The 18920-nt window shown below is 67.7% G+C and carries 14 protein-coding genes and 1 pseudogene; 13 read left to right on the top strand and 2 right to left on the bottom strand.

Annotation, left to right across the window (positions count from 1 at the left end; genetic code table 11):
• The first annotated feature begins 98 nt into the window (after positions 1 to 98).
• From aspS to BLU54_RS08685, 8 genes are all read left to right on the top strand, one after another.
• A complete protein-coding gene (aspS, locus tag BLU54_RS08720) occupies positions 99 to 1883 on the top strand; it encodes an aspartate--tRNA ligase (protein WP_091907102.1) in 1785 nt (594 codons plus the stop codon).
• Between the two features lie 22 nt (positions 1884 to 1905).
• Entirely contained in the window at positions 1906 to 2409 is a 504-nt protein-coding gene (nudB, locus tag BLU54_RS08715) for a dihydroneopterin triphosphate diphosphatase (protein ID WP_091907099.1), read from the top strand.
• A gap of 97 nt (positions 2410 to 2506) precedes the next feature.
• Entirely contained in the window at positions 2507 to 3688 is a 1182-nt protein-coding gene (gene clsB, locus BLU54_RS08710; RefSeq protein ID WP_091907397.1) for a cardiolipin synthase ClsB, read from the top strand.
• 156 nt (positions 3689 to 3844) lie between these two features.
• Entirely contained in the window at positions 3845 to 4435 is a 591-nt protein-coding gene (locus BLU54_RS08705; RefSeq protein WP_091907097.1) for a TetR/AcrR family transcriptional regulator, read from the top strand.
• A gap of 40 nt (positions 4436 to 4475) precedes the next feature.
• Positions 4476 to 6266, top strand: a complete 1791-nt coding sequence (locus tag BLU54_RS08700; protein ID WP_091907095.1) for an acyl-CoA dehydrogenase C-terminal domain-containing protein — start codon at positions 4476 to 4478, stop codon at positions 6264 to 6266.
• A gap of 175 nt (positions 6267 to 6441) precedes the next feature.
• Positions 6442 to 8898 (top strand): 3-hydroxyacyl-CoA dehydrogenase/enoyl-CoA hydratase family protein, encoded by a 2457-nt coding sequence (locus BLU54_RS08695; protein WP_091907394.1) that lies wholly within the window; start codon positions 6442 to 6444, stop codon positions 8896 to 8898.
• Positions 8899 to 8913: 15 nt separating this feature from the next.
• Positions 8914 to 10113, top strand: a complete 1200-nt coding sequence (locus BLU54_RS08690; protein ID WP_091907093.1) for an acetyl-CoA C-acyltransferase — start codon at positions 8914 to 8916, stop codon at positions 10111 to 10113.
• Positions 10114 to 10122: 9 nt separating this feature from the next.
• Positions 10123 to 10929 carry an enoyl-CoA hydratase-related protein gene (locus BLU54_RS08685; protein WP_091907091.1) on the top strand — a complete coding sequence of 269 codons (807 nt, stop codon included), beginning with the start codon at positions 10123 to 10125 and terminating at the stop codon, positions 10927 to 10929.
• A gap of 189 nt (positions 10930 to 11118) precedes the next feature.
• Here BLU54_RS08685 and fdhD read toward each other — a convergent pair whose 3' ends face one another.
• Positions 11119 to 11991 (bottom strand): formate dehydrogenase accessory sulfurtransferase FdhD, encoded by an 873-nt coding sequence (gene fdhD / locus BLU54_RS08680; protein WP_091907392.1) that lies wholly within the window; start codon positions 11989 to 11991, stop codon positions 11119 to 11121.
• Between the two features lie 101 nt (positions 11992 to 12092).
• On the opposite strand from fdhD, the gene BLU54_RS08675 reads away from it, so the two are divergent.
• Entirely contained in the window at positions 12093 to 12575 is a 483-nt protein-coding gene (locus BLU54_RS08675) for a nitrate reductase associated protein (protein WP_091907088.1), read from the top strand.
• Between the two features lie 78 nt (positions 12576 to 12653).
• Here BLU54_RS08675 and BLU54_RS08670 read toward each other — a convergent pair whose 3' ends face one another.
• Positions 12654 to 13118 carry an acyl-CoA thioesterase gene (locus tag BLU54_RS08670; RefSeq protein WP_091907086.1) on the bottom strand — a complete coding sequence of 155 codons (465 nt, stop codon included), beginning with the start codon at positions 13116 to 13118 and terminating at the stop codon, positions 12654 to 12656.
• A gap of 273 nt (positions 13119 to 13391) precedes the next feature.
• Here BLU54_RS08670 and BLU54_RS08665 point away from each other — a divergent pair.
• The 4 genes and pseudogenes from BLU54_RS08665 to BLU54_RS08650 all read left to right on the top strand — a co-directional run bounded on the left by BLU54_RS08665 (position 13392) and on the right by BLU54_RS08650 (position 18879).
• Positions 13392 to 15337: pseudogene (locus BLU54_RS08665) on the top strand (ABCB family ABC transporter ATP-binding protein/permease).
• Between the two features lie 4 nt (positions 15338 to 15341).
• Positions 15342 to 16307, top strand: a complete 966-nt coding sequence (locus BLU54_RS08660) for a LysR family transcriptional regulator (protein ID WP_091907085.1) — start codon at positions 15342 to 15344, stop codon at positions 16305 to 16307.
• Positions 16308 to 16514: 207 nt separating this feature from the next.
• On the top strand, positions 16515 to 17801 hold the full coding sequence (locus BLU54_RS08655) for a Glu/Leu/Phe/Val family dehydrogenase (RefSeq protein ID WP_091907083.1): 1287 nt from the start codon (positions 16515 to 16517) through the stop codon (positions 17799 to 17801).
• 184 nt (positions 17802 to 17985) lie between these two features.
• Positions 17986 to 18879, top strand: coding sequence for a glutamate/aspartate ABC transporter substrate-binding protein (locus BLU54_RS08650; RefSeq protein WP_407919407.1), 894 nt, complete (start codon positions 17986 to 17988; stop codon positions 18877 to 18879).
• Positions 18880 to 18920 lie beyond the last annotated feature (41 nt).

Below are 18920 nucleotides of genomic sequence, written 5' to 3'. Positions count from 1 at the left end.
CGTTCGCCTGACCGTCGCTCACCTAACGCGTCGCCATACAACGGCGGCGAGGAACGGCGCCCACCGCGGCGCCACATTTGCACAACCACGAATCTGACATGTCGACCCGTACCGAATACTGTGGCCTCGTCGCCGAAAACCTGATGGGACAGAGCGTCTCGCTTTGCGGCTGGGTTCACCGGCGTCGCGACCACGGCGGCGTGATCTTCATCGATCTGCGCGACCGCGAGGGTCTGGTGCAGGTGGTGTGCGATCCCGATCGCGCCGAGATGTTCAAGACCGCCGAGGGCGTGCGCAACGAGTTCTGCCTGCGGGTCGACGGTGTCGTGCGCGCGCGCCCCGCCGGCACCGAGAACAGCGGCCTGGTAAGCGGCAAGGTCGAGGTGCTGTGCCACGAGTTGACGGTGTTGAACGCGTCGGTGACGCCGCCGTTCCAGCTCGACGACGACAACCTGTCCGAAACGACGCGGCTGACGCATCGCGTGCTCGACCTGCGTCGCCCGCAGATGCAGAAGAACCTGCGCCTGCGTTACCGCGTCGCCATGGCCGTGCGCCGATACCTCGACGACCAGGGCTTCATCGACATCGAAACGCCGATGCTGACCAAGAGCACGCCGGAAGGCGCGCGCGACTATCTGGTGCCGTCGCGGGTCAACGCCGGCCAGTTCTTCGCGTTGCCGCAGTCGCCGCAGCTCTTCAAGCAGATGCTGATGGTGTCGGGCTTCGACCGCTACTACCAGATCACCAAGTGCTTCCGCGACGAGGACCTGCGCGCCGACCGTCAGCCGGAATTCACGCAGATCGACTGCGAGACGTCGTTCCTCGCCGAGCAGGAAATCCGCGATCTGTTCGAGGCGATGATCCGCTCGGTCTTCACCGAGACCATCGGCGTGACGCTGGCCGCGACGTTCCCGGTCATGCAGTACAGCGAGGCCATGCAGCGTTTCGGCTCGGACAAGCCCGACCTGCGCGTCAAGCTCGAATTCACTGAGCTCACCGACGTGATGAAGGACGTCGATTTCAAGGTGTTCAGCAACGCCGCCAACCTGGCCGACGGACGGGTCGCGGCCCTGCGCGTGCCGAAGGGCGCGGAACTGAGCCGCAGCGAGATCGACGGCTATGGCGAGTTCGTCGCGATCTACGGCGCCAAGGGGCTGGCCTGGATCAAGGTCAACGACAAGGCGGCGGGCCGCGATGGCCTGCAAAGCCCGATCGTCAAGAATCTGCACGATGCCGCGCTGGCCGAAATCGTCGCGCGCACCGGTGCCGAAAACGGCGACATCATCTTCTTCGGCGCCGACCGCCGCAAAGTGGTCAACGACGCGCTGGGCGCGCTGCGCCTGAAGATTGGCCATTCCGAGTTCGCCAAGAACAACGGTCTGTTCGAAGCCGGCTGGCAACCGCTGTGGGTCGTCGATTTCCCGATGTTCGAATACGACGAGGACGACGCACGCTGGGTGTCCACCCACCATCCGTTCACCAGCCCGAAGGACGAGCATCTCGATTATCTGGAGACCGATCCGGGCCGTTGCCTCGCGAAGGCGTACGACATGGTGCTGAACGGCTGGGAAATCGGCGGCGGTTCGGTGCGGATCCACCGCGAGGACGTGCAGAGCAAGGTGTTCCGCGCACTGAAGCTCGATGCCGACGAGGCCCGCGAGAAGTTCGGCTTCCTGCTCGACGCGCTTCAGTACGGCGCGCCGCCGCATGGCGGTATCGCCTTCGGCCTGGACCGCATCGTGACGATGATGGCTGGCGCCGACTCGATCCGCGATGTCATCGCCTTCCCGAAGACGCAGCGCGCGCAGGACCTGCTGACTCAGGCGCCGAGCCCGGTCGACGAGAAGCAATTGCGCGAGCTGCACATCCGGCTGCGCAACTGAAGCGCCGCGCTACCGCCCCGCGATGACGCGCGCTCCCGTACTCGCACCCGAGGCGCGGCCGGCGCGCGCGCCGAAGATTCCGGAGTCGGTGTTGGTCGTGATTCACTCGCCGGACCTCGAGGTGCTGCTGATCGAACGCGCCGACTGTGCGGGCTTCTGGCAGTCGGTGACCGGTTCCAAGGACCGCCTCGACGAGCCGCTGCGCGCAGTCGCCAGCCGCGAAGTCGGCGAGGAAACCGGCATCGTCGTCGGCGGTCCCCGGGTGCCCGCCGCCGCGCTGCGCGACATGGCGCACGCCATCGAATACGACATCTATCCGCAGTGGCGGCATCGCTACGCGAGCGGCGTGGTGCGCAATACCGAGCATTGGTTCGCACTGGAAGTGCCGCGCGACGTCGAGATCGTGCTGGCGCCGCGCGAGCATGTCGCCTTCCGCTGGCTGCCGTGGCAGGAAGCGGTGCGGCAGTGTTTTTCGCCGTCCAATGGCGATGCGATCCGGCGCCTGGTGCGAGACCGCAATGGCTGACGGAGTGCGCGCGCGCGAGGGCGCGGCCGCCGACGAACCGGCCCGTGCGCCGGGACGGGCCACCCGGCTCAGTGGCCGCGCCGCGGCCGCCAAGGGCATGCTGCGCTTGCGGGGCGCCTGGGCTTCGCGCGCCGGCTTTCATACCGGCAATGCGCTGGTGCTGCATCAGGGCGGCGACGCGCTGTTCAAGCGCATGGTCGAGGCAATCGACCAAGCGCGCCGCGAGATCCTGTTCGAAACCTACATCTTCTGCCACGACCGCATCGGGCAATCGGTCAGCGCCGCGTTGTGCCGCGCCGCCGAACGCGGCGTGACGGTGCGCGTGATCACCGACGGGCTCGGCACCGCCCGGCTTGACCTGTTCAAGCAGTGGCCGGCGGCCGGTGTCGATCACCGCATCTACAATCCGCACGTATTCGGCCGGCAGGGCTTTGCGCGCACGCACCGCAAACTGGCGGCGGTCGACCGGGAGATCGCCTTTGTCGGCGGCATCAATGTGGTCGACGATTTCCGCAACGGCGACCACGAACTGCCTTTCCCGCGCTGGGATTTCGCGATCGAGGTGGCGGGGCCGGTGGTCGCCGAAGTGGTGCAGTCCATCGACAAGCAATGGCGCCGGCTGGATCCCGCGCCGCCCGGCGAACGCGCGCCGCGGCCGCCGCGCACGGTGACGCACGTGGCCACCAGCCTGCCCGCCTCGCCGGAGCCGTGCGTGGCCTTCGTGTCGCGCGACAATTTCCGCAACCGGCGCGCGATCGAGAACGCCTATCTGGTCGCGATCGGGCGTGCGCGCCACCAGATCCTTCTTGCCAATCCGTACTTCGTGCCAGGGCGCCGGCTGCGTCGCGCGCTGGTGATCGCCGCGCAACGTGGCGTCGACGTTCGCCTGCTGGTCGGTTGCAAGGAGTTCGTGCTGCTCGACTGGGCCGTGCCCTGGCTGTACGGCAAGCTGCTCAACGCAGGGGTTCGCATTGCCGAGTACGACAAGACGCTGCTGCACGGCAAGGTCGCGGTGATCGACGACTGGTGGGGCACCGTCGGCTCGTCGAATCTCGACGCCTTCAGTCTGCTGGTGAATCAGGAAGCCAATCTGGTGATCGTCAACGATCCGGCGCTCGTCGAGCTGAAACGCGCGATGTTGGCGGCGCTCGACGATGCGACCGCAATCGACGGATCGCATTACACCGCGCGCGCGTGGTGGCGGCGGCTCGGCAACTGGTTCGCGTACCGCCTGTATCGGGTGGCGATGAAGCTCCTTACGATCGGCCGTTACGACTGAGCGGGCAACGGCGCGCGGCCGCGACCCGGGTTGCGCCGGCCGCGGTCATCACATTAGAACCACTTTTCTAATAAAGTCCTTGTTGGCCGAACCGCTCGCACGAATAATAGTACGAGCGTTCGATTTTTGGCGGGCAGATCGAACCGATGCGAACCGATGCGAAAGGGAGAACAGACACGAGCGGCGATTCTTGACGCGGCGCTCGAATTGGCCAGCCGCGATGGCCTGGAAGGGCTGACGATTGGCAGCCTCGCCGAACGCATGAAGATGAGCAAGAGCGGTGTCTTCGCGCATTTCGGCGCGCGCGAGGAATTGCAGGTCGAGGTGGTGCGCGAGTATCACCGCCGTTTCGAGGCGGAGGTGTTTCGTCCGAGTCTGGCCGAGCCGCGGGGCCTGCCCAGGCTGGCGGCGATGATCGCGCGCTGGACCGACAAGCGCATCCACGAGGTGCAGACGGGTTGCATCTTCATCAGCGGGGCGGTCGAGTACGACGACCGTCCAGCCAGCGTGGTGCGTGAACAGCTGTTGCAGAGCATCGCCGCGTGGCGTGGCGCGCTGGCGCGCGCCATCGAGCAGGCCCGCGACGAAGGCCATCTGCGGCAGGACACCGATGCGCCGACACTGTTGTTCGAGATTTACAGCCTGATGCTGGGCCTGCATCACGATGCGCGCTTCCTGCATCTGGACGACGCACCGGCGATCGCCGACCGGGCGTTGAAACGTTTGATCGAGTCATACCAACGCTGACGGCGTCGTGCAGGCGGGGCCGTCCGTAAGGAGGAGTCTGATGCCGCGTTACACCCCCCCGCTTCGCGACATGGCGTTCGTGTTCGACGAACTGCTCGATGTTCAGGCCGTGCTTGCCCGGTTCCCCGATGCGGAGCCGATCGACAGCGGCACGATCGCACAGGTGCTGGAAGAGGCCGGGCGTTTCTGCAGCGAAGTGCTGTTCCCGTTGAATGCCAGCGGCGACCGCGAAGGCTGCCGTTTCGCCGCCGGCGAGGTGAGCACGCCGGCGGGCTTCGCGGCGGCATACCGCGCCTTTGTCGAGGCAGGCTGGCCGGCGCTCTCCTGCGACCCGGCGCATAGCGGCCAGGGCTTGCCGAGCGTCGTCAACAACGCGCTCTACGAGATGATGAACGCCGCCAATCAGGCCTGGACGATGTATCCCGGCCTGAGCCACGGCGCCTACGAATGCCTGCATGCGAACGGCACGGACGCGCAGCAGCGCACCTATCTGCCGCGCCTCGTCTCCGGCGAATGGACCGGCACGATGTGCCTGACGGAGCCGCACTGCGGCACCGATCTCGGCCTGCTCAAGACGCGCGCGCGGCCGCTGGAGGATGGCAGTTTCGCACTCAGCGGCACCAAGATCTTCATTTCCAGCGGCGAGCACGACCTGGCCGCGAACATCGTGCACCTCGTGCTGGCGCGGCTGCCTGACGCGCCGGCCGGCACCAAGGGCATTTCGCTGTTCGTCGTGCCGAAGTTCCTGCCCGCGCCCGACGCGGCCGATGGCCTCGGCGCGCGCAACGGCATTCGCTGCGATGCGATCGAGGAGAAGATGGGCATCCACGGCAACGCGACGTGCGTGATGAATCTCGACGACGCGCGGGGCTGGCTGGTCGGCGATGCGCATCGTGGCCTCAACGCGATGTTCGTGATGATGAATTCGGCGCGCCTGGGTGTCGGCATGCAGGGCCTCGGGCTGACCGAAGTCGCGTATCAGCAGTCGCTGGCGTATGCGAAGGAGCGCACGCAAATGCGCGCGCTCACCGGGCCGAAGGCGCCCGACCAGGCAGCCGATCCGATCATCGTTCACCCGGACGTGCGGCGCATGCTCCTCACGCAGAAGGCCTATGCGGAAGGCGGACGCGCCTTCGCAAGCTGGCTGGCGCTGCAGATCGACCGCGCCCGGCACGAGCCGGACGAAGGCGCGCGGGCGGCGGCGGCACGGGCGGTGGCGCTGCTCACGCCGGTCGCGAAGGCGTTTCTGACCGACAACGCGCTCGAATGCACCAGCCACGCGATCCAGATCTTCGGTGGCCACGGCTTCATCCGCGACACGGGCGTCGAGCAGTACCTGCGCGACGCGCGCATCAACACGATCTACGAAGGCACCAACGGCATCCAGGCGCTCGACCTGCTGGGGCGCAAGGTGTTGGGCGACATGGGCGCATCGCTGAAAGCGGTCGGTGCCGAAATCGAGGCGTTCATCGACGCGGAGGGCGTGAAGGCCGAGATGCTCGAGTTCGTCGATCCGCTCGCCGACCTCGCCCAGAAGGTGCAGAAGCTCACGGCAGAGCTGGGCATGAAGGCGATGGCCGATCGCGACGAAGTCGGCGCCGCGTCGGTGCCTTACCTGCGCGTCATCGGACACCTGTGCTTCGCCTACCTGTGGGCGCGCATGGCGCGCATCGCGCTGGACCGGCAGCCGGACGGCGACCCGTTCTACGCGGCGAAGCTGGCCACCGCGCGTTTTTATTTCGCGCGGCTGCTGCCGGAGACGGCGGCGCAGATCCGCATGGCACGCAGTGGCGCGAAGGTGCTGATGGCCCTCGACGCCGACTGGTTCTGACCGGTACGCGCCGGCAGCGGGCGCCGGGCGGGCGGCGCCGGCACGGCAGCACGGCGGGGCAGCGGGGCAGTGAAACAGCGGTAGCGGTCGGCAACCGGCGATCAGTGCAAGGCGAACGCCAGGCCGCGCGCGGCAGGGCCCGAACGGCATGAAGCGAAATGAAGGAGACCAGACGGTGAGCAAGCTGAACATTCGAAAAGTGGCGGTCCTCGGGGCGGGCGTGATGGGCGCGCAGATCGCCGCGCATCTCGTCAATGCACGTGTGCCGGTGCTGCTGTTCGACCTCGCAGGCAATGCCGGCGATGCCGGTACAGCGGGTACAGCGGGTACAGTGGGTACAGCGGGTACAGCGAACCGTGTCGTCGAGCAGGCGTTGCAGCGCCTCGGCAAGCTGCAGCCGGCGCCGCTGGCCGACACCGACGACCTGCGCTTCATCGAGCCGGCCAATTACGACGACGATCTTGCCCGGCTCGGCGAGTGCGACCTGGTGATCGAGGCGATTGCCGAGCGGCTGGACCTCAAGCATGGGCTGTACGCCCGCATCGCCAATCAGCTCGCGCCGCATGCGATCCTGGCCAGCAACACCTCCGGCCTGCCGATCGCATCGCTGGCCGAGGGCCTGCCTGCCGAACTGCTTGGTCGCTTCTGCGGCGTGCACTTCTTCAATCCGCCGCGCTACATGCACCTGGTCGAACTGATTCCGACCGCTGCCACCGATGCGCCGACGCTCGACGCGCTTGAGGCCTTCCTGACCTCGGTGCTGGGCAAGGGCGTGGTGCGAGCGAAAGATACGCCCAATTTCATCGCGAACCGGGTCGGCGTGTTTTCGATCCTCGCGGTGATCGAGGAAGGCCGTCGCCATGGCCTGTCCTTCGATCTGATCGACGACCTGACCGGCGCGCGCCTGGGCCGCGCGAAGTCGGCCACGTTTCGAACCGCCGACGTCGTCGGTCTCGACACGCTGGCCCACGTGATCGGGACCATGCAGGAGCGCCTGCAGGACGATCCGTTCTTCGCGCACTATCGAACCCCGGAGGTGCTTGCCCGCCTGATCGAGGGCGGCGCGCTCGGGCAGAAGCGCGGTGCGGGCTTCTATCGGAAGGAAGGGCGCGCGATCAAGGTGCTCGATCCGGCAACCGGCAGCTACGTCGAGGGCGGCGCGAAGGCCGACGAAATCGTCGCGCGCATCCTGAAACGGCCGCCGGCCGAACGCTTCAAGCTGCTGCGGGAGTCCTCGCATCCGCAGGCGCGCTTCCTGTGGGCGATCTTTCGCGACGTTTTTCATTACGTCGCCGTGCATCTGGAGGCGATTGCGGGCAATGCTCGCGATGTCGATCTGGCGGTGCGCTGGGGCTTCGGCTGGCAGCGTGGACCCTTCGAGGAATGGCAGCAGGCAGGCTGGGGTGAAATCGCGCGGTGGATCGACGAGGACATCGCCGCCGGGCAGGCCCTGAGCAAGGCACCGCTGCCGGACTGGGTGCGCGGCGCGGCCGGGCAGGGCGTGCATCGCGCCGACGGCTCGTATTCGCCCGCCACCGGCCGTTTCGAAGCGCGCAGCGACCTGCCTGTCTATCGGCGTCAGATCGCGCGTGCACCGGTGCTTGGCCAGCCGTCGCCCGCGGCGCTCGGCGAGACGCTGTTCGAGAACGACAGCGTGCGCTTGTGGCTCGCGCCCGGTCATGAAACGGTGCCGGTGCTGTCTTTCAAGACGAAGATGAATACGATGAGCGCCGAGGTGCTCGACGGCATCGGTCTGGCGGTCGAACGCGCCGAAGCCGGCTTCGATGGCCTCGTCATCTGGCAGACCAGCGCGCTGCAGCTCGGCACGCCAGGCGGTCCGTTCTCGGCCGGCGCCAACCTCGAAGCTGCAATGCCGCTGTTCATGAGCCGCGGTGCCGCCGGCGTCGAGCCGCTGGTGCGCAAGTTCCAGGACACGATGCAACGGGTCAAGTATGCGCAGGTGCCGGTCGTCGCGGCGCTCGCCGGCATCGCGCTTGGCGGCGGCTGCGAGCTTGCACTGCATTGCGCGCGGCGCGTCGCGCATCTCGAAACCTATCTCGGCCTGGTCGAGGTCGGCGTCGGCCTGGTGCCGGCCGGCGGCGGCCTGAAGGAAACGGTGGTGCGCGCGGCCCGCGCGGCGCGTGCCACCGGCAGCACGCGCTATCTAGATTTCATCTCGCCCCGCTTCACCACGATTGCGCTTGGCAAGGTGTCCGGGTCCGCGCGACAGGCGGTCGGCTTCGGTTATCTGGAAGCGACCGATCCGGTGGTCTTCAACGTCCACGAATTGCTCGGCGCGGCGTTGACGCAGGCGCGCGCGCTGGCGCAGACCGGCTATCGGCCACCGCTCGCCGACCACGCGATCCCGGTGGCCGGACGCGCGGCGCGCGCGACGATCGAAGCGCAACTGGTGAACATGCGCGAGGGCGGCTTCATCTCCGAACACGACATGCGCATCGGCAAGCACATTGCGACCATCCTGTGCGGCGGCGATCTCGATGCCGGCGAGACCGTCGACGAGGCCTGGCTGTTGACGCTCGAACGGCAGGCCTTCATCGAATTGCTTGGCACCGGCAAGACGCAGGAGCGGATCATGGGGATGCTGCAGACGGGCAAGCCGGTGCGGAACTGAAGCGGAGACAGCGCAATGAACAGACAAGTACAGGATGCCTACATCGTCGCGGCCTGCCGTACCCCGGTCGGCAAGGCGCCGCGCGGCGTGTTTCGCCACACCCGTCCGGACGACCTGCTGATCCACGCGGTGCGCGCGACGCTGGCGCGCGTTCCCGACTTCGATCCCGCCGCCGTCGAGGACCTGATCGCCGGCTGTGCGATGCCGGAAGCCGAGCAGGGCCTGAACGTGGCGCGCTTGGGCGCGCTGCTGGCCGGCCTGCCGGCCAGCGTCGGCGGCGTCACCGTGAACCGGTTCTGCGCGTCAGGGGCGACCGCGATCGCGATGGCCGCGGACCGCATCCGCGTCGGCGAAGCCGATGCGATCCTGGCCGGTGGCTGCGAATCGATGAGCATGGTGCCGATCGTCGGCAACACACCGTCGTTCTCGCCGCGCATCTTCGAGCAGGACGAAAACCTCGGCATCGCCTTCGGCATGGGCATGACGGCGGAAAAGGTGGCGGAGCGCTGGCACGTCAGCCGCGAGGCGCAGGACGCCTTCGCGCTCGAATCGCACCGACGTGCGATCGCGGCGCAGGACGCGGGCGAATTCGATGACGAAATCGTGCCGGTGGCGACCGAGCATCGCGTCGCGGACCGGGCCAGCGCGCAAGTGCGCATCGAGCGCCGGACCGTCGCGCGCGACGAAGGACCCCGGCGCGATTCATCGCTCGAGGCACTGGCGCGGCTCAAGCCGGTGTTCGCCGCGAAGGGCAGCGTGACGGCCGGCAACAGTTCGCAGACCTCCGACGGCGCGGCTGCCCTGCTGCTGGTCTCCGAGGCGACGCTGAAACGCTTCGGCCTGACGCCGCTGGCGCGCGTGAGCAGCTTCGCGGTGCGCGGCGTGCCACCGGAAGTGATGGGCATCGGGCCGAAGGAGGCGATCCCGGTGGCGTTGCAGCGCGCCGGCATCAGCCAGGACCAGCTCGACTGGATCGAACTGAACGAGGCATTCGCCGCGCAATCGTTGGCGGTGATCGATGCGTTGGGACTTGACCGGGCAAAGGTCAATCCGCTGGGTGGCGCCATTGCGCTTGGCCATCCGCTCGGCGCAAGCGGCGCCATCCGCGCGACGACGGCGGTGCATGCGCTGCGCCGCCGCGGCCTGCGGCACGCGATGGTTACGATGTGCGTCGGCACCGGCATGGGTGCCGCCCTGGTGCTGGAAAGCGTCTGAGGCCGTGCGATGAGCGAGGGCGTCAGCGTCGTTCGGCACGAACGGGTTTGGTTGGCGCGCTGGGACCGGCCGGCCAAGCGCAATGCGATCACTGCCGCCATGTATGCGCGGATGGCCGAGGTGCTCGCCGAGTTCGAGCGCGACGCGGCGGCCCAGGTCCTGGTGTTGGCCGGTCGCGGCGGACACTTCACCGCTGGCAACGATGTCGGCGACTTCCTGCGCGCACCGCCGGCCGGCGACGCCCCCGTACTGCGCTTCCTGCGTGCCCTGGCCGCCGCGCCGAAGCCGGTGCTTGCCGCGGTGAACGGTGTTGCAGTGGGGGTCGGCACGACGATGCTGTTGCACTGCGATCTGGTCTATGCCGCGGAGGACGCGCGTTTCGCGATGCCGTTCGTGCCGTTGGGCCTGTGTCCCGAGGCAGCGTCGACCCTGTTGTTGCCGCGTCTGGCCGGACCCCAGCAGGCTGCCGAAAAACTGCTGTTTGGCGATGCATTCGACACGGCGGAGGCGCGGCGGCTCGGCTTCGTCAACCGGATCGCGGCACCCGCCGACGTCGAAACGGTGGCGCTCGCTGCCGCCGAGCGTCTGGCCGGCCTGCCGGGCGACGCAGTGCGGGCGACCAAGGCGCTGCTGCGCGCCGATCCCGCCGAGTCGGTCGGGGCACGCCTTGCACGCGAAGCACAGTGTTTCGAACGACTGCTCGCCACGCCGGCTGCGCGGGCGGCACTCGCCGCCTTCAGCGGACGGCCGTCGGCCGACGACGGCGAGCGCGCGAGCGCCGGACACGAGAACAGCGCCGGCGAGGGCAGTCAGTAACGTAGCTGCAGCGCAAGATCAGCAGGCCATCCTTGCCGGGAATGCGGCGGGAATGCGGCGGGGAGGGGGCAGGGAGGGGGCAGGGAGGGGATGGCCGGGAGATGACAGCGGCGACCCGGCGGCGGCGACCCGGCGGCGCGGGCTGCCCGCCTTCGCAGGCCAGCGGATCTCGCGGGCGTCTGGCTGGCGTCAGCGCGGCACGGCGGCCGGCTGCGCGTCGACCACCGGCGCGCCGCCAGCGACGTACTCGACGAAGCCGTCATTGCGACAGAAGCTGACCAGGCGCATGCCTGCCTCGCCGGCGATGCGCACCGCCAGCGAACTGGGGGCCGAGATCGTCGCCAGCATCGTCACGCCGACGCGCGCGGACTTGCGGACCAGTTCGTAGCTCGCGCGGCTCGACATGAACACGAAGCCGAGCGCCGTGTCCTGTTCATCCTCGACCAGACGCCCGATCAGCTTGTCGAGTGCATTGTGACGCCCGACGTCCTCATAGGCGAAGCGGATCGTGCCATCGAGCTCGCACCATGCCGCCGCATGCACGCCGCCGGTCGCGCGCATCAGCTGCTGGTGCGCGGGCAGCCCGGCGGCGGCCCGCGCGATCGCGGCGGCATCGACCTGCGCGCACGCGCCGGCACGGGCCAGCGGCGGCGCGTGCAGGTCGAGCAGCTGGATACTTTCGATGCCGCACACGCCGCAGCCGGTGCGGCCGGCCAGCGCGCGGCGATGCGCCTTCAGCGCCATGAACGGCGCCTGCAGCAGCGTGATGTGCACTTCGGCGGCTTCCTCGCCGTGCACGACATCGACATCGAGAATGTCGCCGGCGCGCGCGATGATGCCTTCGCTGAGCGAGAAGCCGACCGCCAGTTGTTCGAGGTCAAGCGGCGTGGCCATCATCACCGCGTGCGAGATGCCGTTGTAGACCAGCGCGACCGGCGTTTCCTCGGCCAGCCGGTCCTCGACCTGCGCCACCTCGCCACGACGATGGCGGATCGCGGCGCGCGGCTGCCACCCGCCTGCGCTGGCGGCGCTCGGTTCGTTCCGGTCGCCTGCTTCGTTCATTTCGCCCGCGGCAGTCTGCCGCCCCATGCCGGTTGCCAAGTCCTACAATTTAGCATCGCCTCCGCCGCCGCGCGCGAGGCGCCTTCCCGTGGAGTGAAACGATGTCCCAGATGTTCGATTTCGAAGTCCCGTCCTGCGACGGCCTGGCCTTCATTCCGCTGTCCGTGCGCTATCACCTGGATGCAGGCGATCGCCGCATTTCGCTCGCACAGTGGCAGGCGCTGCCAATGGCGGACCGCGAGCGCCTGAGCGACTTTCCGGTTCCCGAGGCGGGCCACGACGCGGCCGCCACCGCCGACTGCGTTGCGTGTCTTGACAGGGCCTTGGCGGCGGCCGGCAGCGCGCCGGCGCTGGACGAGCAGAGCACCGCCTCCGGCACGGGCGTGCCGGGACTCGGCGAGGACGCGCCGGCGGCGCCCGAGAGCGTGTGCCGGCAGGCGGCATTGCACGGCATGGCGCCGCCGGACGAGGCGGCCTGGCGCCGGCTCGGGCGCTTCCAGCGCTACGCGTTGCTCAAGCTGTCCCGCAAGGACAAGCCGAACCACGATTTTCGCGCCGCGATGCAGGAATTCGGGCTGGGCTGAGGCGGCGCCCCCCCCGGCATCCCGCCCCGCAGGCGCGGCCGATCTGCCGCGTCGTGCCGTGCCGTGTCGTGTCGGGACTCAGTCCTTGGCGCGGCCGGTGAGCGGCGGCAACTCGCGAGGGCGCCGGTCCTCGCCGGTCGCCACGTACACCAGCGTCGCCTCGGTCACCTTGACCACTTCTTCGTCGAGCTTCATGCGCTGCGCGTAGACCTCCACCTGCACCGTGATCGAGGTCCGGCCGGTCGCGACGATATCGGCATAGAAACTCAGCAAGTCGCCGACGAACACCGGTTCCTTGAACAGGAAGGAGTTGACGGCCACGGTCGCCACCCGGCCGTTGGCCCGGCGTATCGCCGGCACCGAGCCGGCGATGTCGACCTGGGCCATGATCCAGCCGCCGAAGACGTCGCCGTACACATTGGCGTCCGAAGACTGCGGGACGACGCGCAGCGCGGGCTGGGCGTCGCGCCCGCGATGCGGCGTCAAGGCGGCGAACGGCGAGGGAATCGCGGGCGCGTCGTTGTTGGAGTGTTGGTCGGTCATGTCGGGAACCCGGTAGGAAGGGCGCTTTCTGCGAGAATAGGGGCACAGGCGGCGGGCACAGGCGCCACGGCGCCGTGTCGATGCCGGCATTTTACGGGACAAGGCGGGCGCGGTCCGGTGGCAGCCGCGCACGCGGCCGAGCGCCGAGCGCCAGCGCGGCGTTCCTGCCGGCCCGCTCGCCGACGTGGTGCGGTGGTCCGCCACGCCAGCCGTGGTGGCCCGCGGCCGGCGCCGGCCACCTTCCGATTCGTCCGACGCTTCGCGCGTCCCGCTCTGTCTGCCACTGCACGATGCCTTTGCCTTTCTCGGCCGGCGCCTCGACCCGCAAGCCCGGTCGCAGCGACTGGCGCGCCGTCCTTGCGCTGTTGCCGTATCTCAAGCCGTATCGCGCCCGCATCGCGGCCGCGCTCGGTTGCATGCTTGCCGCCAAGCTGGCCAATCTCGGCGTGCCGATGTTGCTGAAGCTGATCGTCGATCGGCTGGGCGGCGCGGCGCAGCTCACCGCGGCGGCGCGCGCGGCCGATTCGCCGCTGATGCTGGCGGCGGGCGGCGTCGGCCTGCTGGTCGTCGCTTACGCCGTGGTCCGGCTCTCGACATCGTTGTTCAACGAGTTGCGCGAGTGGCTGTTCGCGAAAGTGACCGAGAGCGTGGTGCGGCGCATGGCGCTGCAGGTGTTCGAACACCTGCACGGCCTGTCGTTGCGTTTCCACCTCGAACGGCAGACCGGCGGCGTGACGCGCGACATCGATCGCGGCACACGCGGCATCCAGACCGTCATCACGTACTCGGTGTACAACATCCTGCCGACGCTGATCGAGGTGACGCTGGTGCTGGTGTTCCTGGTGACGCGCTACGAGCCGATGTTCGCGCTGGTCACCTTCGCGGCGCTGGTGATCTATGTGCTGTTCACGGTCCGGCTCACCGCCTGGCGCACGCGTTTCCGGCGCGAGATGAACGAACTGGAATCGCGTGCCAGTTCGCACGCGATCGATGCGCTGATCAATTACGAGACCGTGAAGTACTTCGGCAACGAAGTCTTCGAGACACGTCGCTACGACGAGAACCTGCGGGCGTACCGCGCCGCCGCGATTCGTTCGCAGCAGACGTTGTCCTACCTGAACTTCGGCCAGCAGACGATCATCGCCGTGGGCCTGGCGGTGATCCTCTGGCGTGCGACGCAAGGGGTGCTGGCCGGTACGCTGTCGCTCGGCGATCTCGTGCTGATCAATACGTTCATGTTGCAGTTGTACATCCCGCTGAACTTCCTGGGCGTCATCTATCGCGAACTGAAACAGAGTCTGGCGGACATGGAAAAGATGTTCGCGCTGCTCGGCCAGCACCGCGAGGTTGCCGACCTTGCCGATGCGCCGGCGCTGTCGGTGGCGGGCGGGCGCATCGCGTTCGAACACGTGGATTTCTCGTACGAAGCCAACCGCGCGATCCTGCGCGACGTCGACTTCGTGGTCGAGGCGGGCACCACGACGGCGATCGTCGGCCACAGCGGCTCGGGCAAGTCGACGATCGCCCGGCTGCTGTTCCGTTTCTACGACGTGCCGCGAACCGGTGCCGGCCGCATCACGATCGATGGCCAGGACATCCGCGCGGTCGGGCAGGCCAGTCTGCGCGCGGCCATCGGCATCGTGCCGCAGGACACCGTGCTGTTCAACGACACGCTCGAATACAACATCGCCTACGGGCGGCCGGGGGCAAGCCGCGCGTCGGTCGAGGCGGCGGCGCGTGCCGCGCACCTCGACGCTTTCATCGCGCGGTTGCCGGACGGGTATCGCACGATGGTCGGCGAGCGCGGGCTGAAACTGTCGGGCGGCGAGAAGCAGCGCGTCGCGATTGCGCGCACCATCCTGAAGGATCCGCCGATACTGGTGCTGGACGAAGCCACTTCGGCGCTCGATTCGCGCTCCGAGCGGGCGATCCAGGGCGCGCTCGACGACGTTTCGCGCAACCGGACGACGGTGGTCATCGCGCATCGCCTGTCGACGGTGGTGCGCGCCGACCAGATCATCGTGCTCGATCAGGGACGGATCGTCGAGCGGGGCACGCACCGCGACCTGCTCGCCGCCGGCGGCGCCTATGCGCAGATGTGGCGGCTGCAGCAATCGCATCACGACGTGGATGACGAAGCGCCGGACCCGGACGCCGATCCGGACTTGGCGCCGAGCCTGGACAGGCGACCCGCGTCGCGGGCCGCGGCGGGAGAATGAGACGATGGAAACCAAGTGGCTCGAAGACTTCGTTTCGCTGGCGGAAACGCACAGCTTCAGCCGTTCGGCGGCGTTGCGGCACATCACCCAGCCGGCCTTCTCGCGCCGGATCCAGGCGTTGGAATCGTGGGTCGGGGCCGAGCTGATCGACCGCTCGGTGTTTCCCACCCGGCTCACCGAAGCGGGTGAAATCTTCCACGCCCAGGCGCTGACCATCCTCAGCCAGGCGCGCGAGGCGCGTCTGTTGTTGCGCAGCAAGGCTGGCGCCTCGGAGAGCACGATCGAATTCGCGGTGCCGCACACGCTGTCACTCACTTTCATGCCGCACTGGCTGCATGCGATCGAACGGGCGATCGGCGAGCAGCCGCTGCATGCGCGCTTGCGCGCGCTCAACGTCCACGATGCCGCCATCGCGCTGGTCGAGGGGGGCTGCGACCTGATGATGGCGTATCACCATCCGAGCCAACCGATCGCGCTCGATCCGGCGCGCTACGAAAGCATCGTGCTGGGCACCGAGGCGCTGCGGCCCTACGTGGCCAGCGATGCGAGCGGCAGCGCGCTGCTGGCGCTCGACGGCGACGCGTCGACACCGTATCTCGCCTATTCGGCGAACGCCTATCTTGGGCGGATGACTGAATATGTGATCGCGCGCGCCGTCCCGCCGCTGACCCTGCACAAGATCTACGAGACCGACATGGCCGAGGGCCTCAAGGAGATGGCGCTGGCCGGGCACGGCATTGCGTTCCTGCCGGACAGCGCCGCTGCACAGGCGGTGGATCGCGGCCGTCTGCTGCCGCTCGGCAGGCCGGCGCTGAGCGTGACGATGGACATTCGTCTCTATCGCGACAAACTCGGCGCCGAACGCGACGGTCCCCACGCGGATGGACAGCGCCGCGACGCACTCATCGAACGCGTCTGGCAGGCGGCCTGCGCGCAGGTGGCGGACGCGGCGCGAAAGCCGGCCGACTGAACGCCGTGGTGCGTGTCGGGCGGTCGCGGTAGCACTCGATCGTGCGTCCGCGGCCAGTCGACGGCGTCCCGCTCGCGCCACTACTGACAGCCGGATTAAGCCCTTCGGTACGCTATGCAAAAAAAGCATGGCGGAATGAAAACACGGCATTTGCAGGTTGTTTATGGCTTGCCTAAAGTGAGGTTTCCCTAATTCCTGGAGACTTTCATGGCTTCTGGCCACGCGATCCCGTCCTATCTGAACAGCGAAGACCTCGGCCCCTGGGCGAGCTATCTGGAGCAGATCGACCGGGTCGCACCGCATCTCGGCTCGTTGAGCCGCTGGCTTGAAACGTTGAAGCGGCCCAAGCGCATCCTCGTGGTGGACGTGCCGATCGAACTCGACAACGGAGCGATCGCCCACTTCGAGGGATACCGCGTGCAACACAACGTGTCGCGCGGTCCTGGCAAGGGCGGGGTGCGGTATCACCAGGACGTGACGCTGTCGGAAGTCATGTCGCTGGCAGCCTGGATGTCGATCAAGAACGCCACGGTCAACGTGCCGTACGGCGGTGCCAAGGGCGGCATCCGCGTCGACCCGCGCACCCTGTCGCGCGGCGAGCTGGAGCGCATGACGCGCCGCTACACCAGCGAAATCAACGTCATCATCGGGCCGAACAAGGATATTCCGGCGCCGGACGTCAACACCAACGAGCAGGTGATGGCGTGGATGATGGACACCTATTCGATGAACACCGGGCAGACCGCGACCGGCGTGGTGACCGGCAAGCCGATCACGCTGGGTGGCAGCCTAGGCCGTCGCGACGCGACGGGGCGTGGCGTCTTCGTGGTCGGTTCGCAAGCGGCTGAGAAGATCGGCCTCGACCTGAAGGGCGCGCGCATCGCGGTGCAGGGCTTCGGCAACGTCGGCGGCATCGCGGCGCGTCTGTTCCAGGAGGCGGGCGCAAAGGTGATCGCGGTGCAGGACCATACCGGCACGCTGTACCAGCCGGGCGGCATCGATGCCCACGCCTTGCTCGAACACGTGCAACGCACTGGCGGCGTGAAGAGCTTCGAGGGCGCCGAGGCGTTGGACGACCACGACCAGTTCTGGAAGATCGAATCCGACATCCTGATCCCGGCGGCGCTCGAAGGCCAGATCACCGAGCGCAACGCGGGCGACATCCGCACGCGCATCGTCGTCGAGGGCGCGAACGGCCCGACCACGCCGAAGGCCGACGACATCCTGCGTGAAAGCGGCACGCTGGTCGTGCCGGACGTCGTCGCGAATGCCGGCGGCGTGACGGTCAGCTACTTCGAGTGGGTGCAGGACTTCTCGAGCTTCTTCTGGTCCGAGGAAGAGATCAATGCCCGCCTGGAGCGCATCATGCGCGACGCGTTCGCGAGCGTCTGGCAGGTTTCCCAGGAGAAATCGGTCTCGATGCGGACCGCCGCCTACATCGTCGCCTGTACCCGCATCCTGCAGGCGCGCGAGCTGCGCGGCCTGTACCCCTGAGCGAGCGAGCCGGCTTCCTCGAAGGGCGACGCCCCTCCCGCGCAGTGCGCGGGAGGGGCGTTTTCCCATGCGGCATCCCGACGCAGGCTATCGGTGTTTTCGACAAGCCAACAAACAACGGTTTTTGCAGATTTGTCTTGGTACACTAGCGCCGTTTCCAACGAGAAGGAGCACGTTACACATGATGCTGAAGAAAGGGGTGGTGGCGTTGATCGCGCTGGGCGCGATCGCTACGGGGACGGCGCACGCGCAGGACAGCGGCACGCTCAAGAAGATCAAGGATTCGGGTGTCATCTCGGTTGGACACCGCGAGTCATCGATTCCTTTCTCGTATTACGACGATCAGCAACGCGTGATCGGCTACTCGCATGAATATGCGCTGAAGGTCGTCGAGGCCGTCAAGGCGAAGCTCGGCAACCAGAACGTGCAGGTCAAGCTGACGCCGGTCACGTCGCAGAACCGTATTCCGCTCGTGCTGAACGGCACGGTGGACATCGAGTGCGGTTCGACGACCAACAATCTGGAACGTCAGAAGCAGGTCGACTTCTCCGACACGCTGTTCATCATCGGCACGCGCCTGATGACCAAGAAGGATTCGGGCATCAAGGACTTCCCGGACCTGAAGGGCAAGACGGTCGTGACGACCGCGGGCACGACCTCGGAGCGTCTGCTGCGCAAGATGAACCAGGACCAGAACCTGGGCATGAACATCATCAGCGCGAAGGACCACGGCGATGCGTTCCTGACGCTCGAAACGGGCCGTGCCGCCGCGTTCATGATGGACGATGCGCTGCTCGCCGGCGAACGCGCGAAGGCCAAGAAGCCGGGCGATTTCGTCATCGTCGGCAAGCCGCAGTCGCGTGAAGCCTATGGCTGTATGATCCGCAAGAACGATCCGGCCTTCAAGGCGGTGGTCGACGACGCGATCGCCAAGGTCCAGACCTCGGGCGAAGGCGCGAAGATGTACGCAAAGTGGTTCCAGTCGCCGATTCCGCCGAAGGGGCTGAATCTCGACTTCGCGATGAGCGACGACATGAAGGCGCTGTTCAAGTCGCCCAACGACAAGGCGCTTGACTGAACCTCGCTGCAGCCGCACGCAGTCTGAACCGCCCGTACCGG

Origin of the sequence: Chitinasiproducens palmae (genome assembly GCF_900095735.1) — a bacterium.
Taxonomy (GTDB): domain Bacteria; phylum Pseudomonadota; class Gammaproteobacteria; order Burkholderiales; family Burkholderiaceae; genus Chitinasiproducens; species Chitinasiproducens palmae.
Note: the sequence above shows the minus strand (reverse complement) of the source record. Positions and strands in the feature narration are given on the sequence as shown.

What these genes read in the sequence shown, in the direction of transcription:
- aspS (WP_091907102.1), top strand. Translation starts at nt 99, where the DNA reads ATGTCGACCCGTACCGAATACTGTGGCCTCGTCGCCGAAAACCTGATG.
- nudB (WP_091907099.1), top strand. Translation starts at nt 1,906, where the DNA reads ATGACGCGCGCTCCCGTACTCGCACCCGAGGCGCGGCCGGCGCGCGCG.
- clsB (WP_091907397.1), top strand. Translation starts at nt 2,507, where the DNA reads ATGCTGCGCTTGCGGGGCGCCTGGGCTTCGCGCGCCGGCTTTCATACC.
- BLU54_RS08705 (WP_091907097.1), top strand. Translation starts at nt 3,845, where the DNA reads ATGCGAAAGGGAGAACAGACACGAGCGGCGATTCTTGACGCGGCGCTC.
- BLU54_RS08700 (WP_091907095.1), top strand. Translation starts at nt 4,476, where the DNA reads ATGCCGCGTTACACCCCCCCGCTTCGCGACATGGCGTTCGTGTTCGAC.
- BLU54_RS08690 (WP_091907093.1), top strand. Translation starts at nt 8,914, where the DNA reads ATGAACAGACAAGTACAGGATGCCTACATCGTCGCGGCCTGCCGTACC.
- BLU54_RS08685 (WP_091907091.1), top strand. Translation starts at nt 10,123, where the DNA reads ATGAGCGAGGGCGTCAGCGTCGTTCGGCACGAACGGGTTTGGTTGGCG.
- fdhD (WP_091907392.1), bottom strand. Translation starts at nt 11,991, where the DNA reads ATGAACGAAGCAGGCGACCGGAACGAACCGAGCGCCGCCAGCGCAGGC.
- BLU54_RS08675 (WP_091907088.1), top strand. Translation starts at nt 12,093, where the DNA reads ATGTCCCAGATGTTCGATTTCGAAGTCCCGTCCTGCGACGGCCTGGCC.
- BLU54_RS08670 (WP_091907086.1), bottom strand. Translation starts at nt 13,118, where the DNA reads ATGACCGACCAACACTCCAACAACGACGCGCCCGCGATTCCCTCGCCG.
- BLU54_RS08660 (WP_091907085.1), top strand. Translation starts at nt 15,342, where the DNA reads ATGGAAACCAAGTGGCTCGAAGACTTCGTTTCGCTGGCGGAAACGCAC.
- BLU54_RS08655 (WP_091907083.1), top strand. Translation starts at nt 16,515, where the DNA reads ATGGCTTCTGGCCACGCGATCCCGTCCTATCTGAACAGCGAAGACCTC.
- BLU54_RS08650 (WP_407919407.1), top strand. Translation starts at nt 17,986, where the DNA reads ATGCTGAAGAAAGGGGTGGTGGCGTTGATCGCGCTGGGCGCGATCGCT.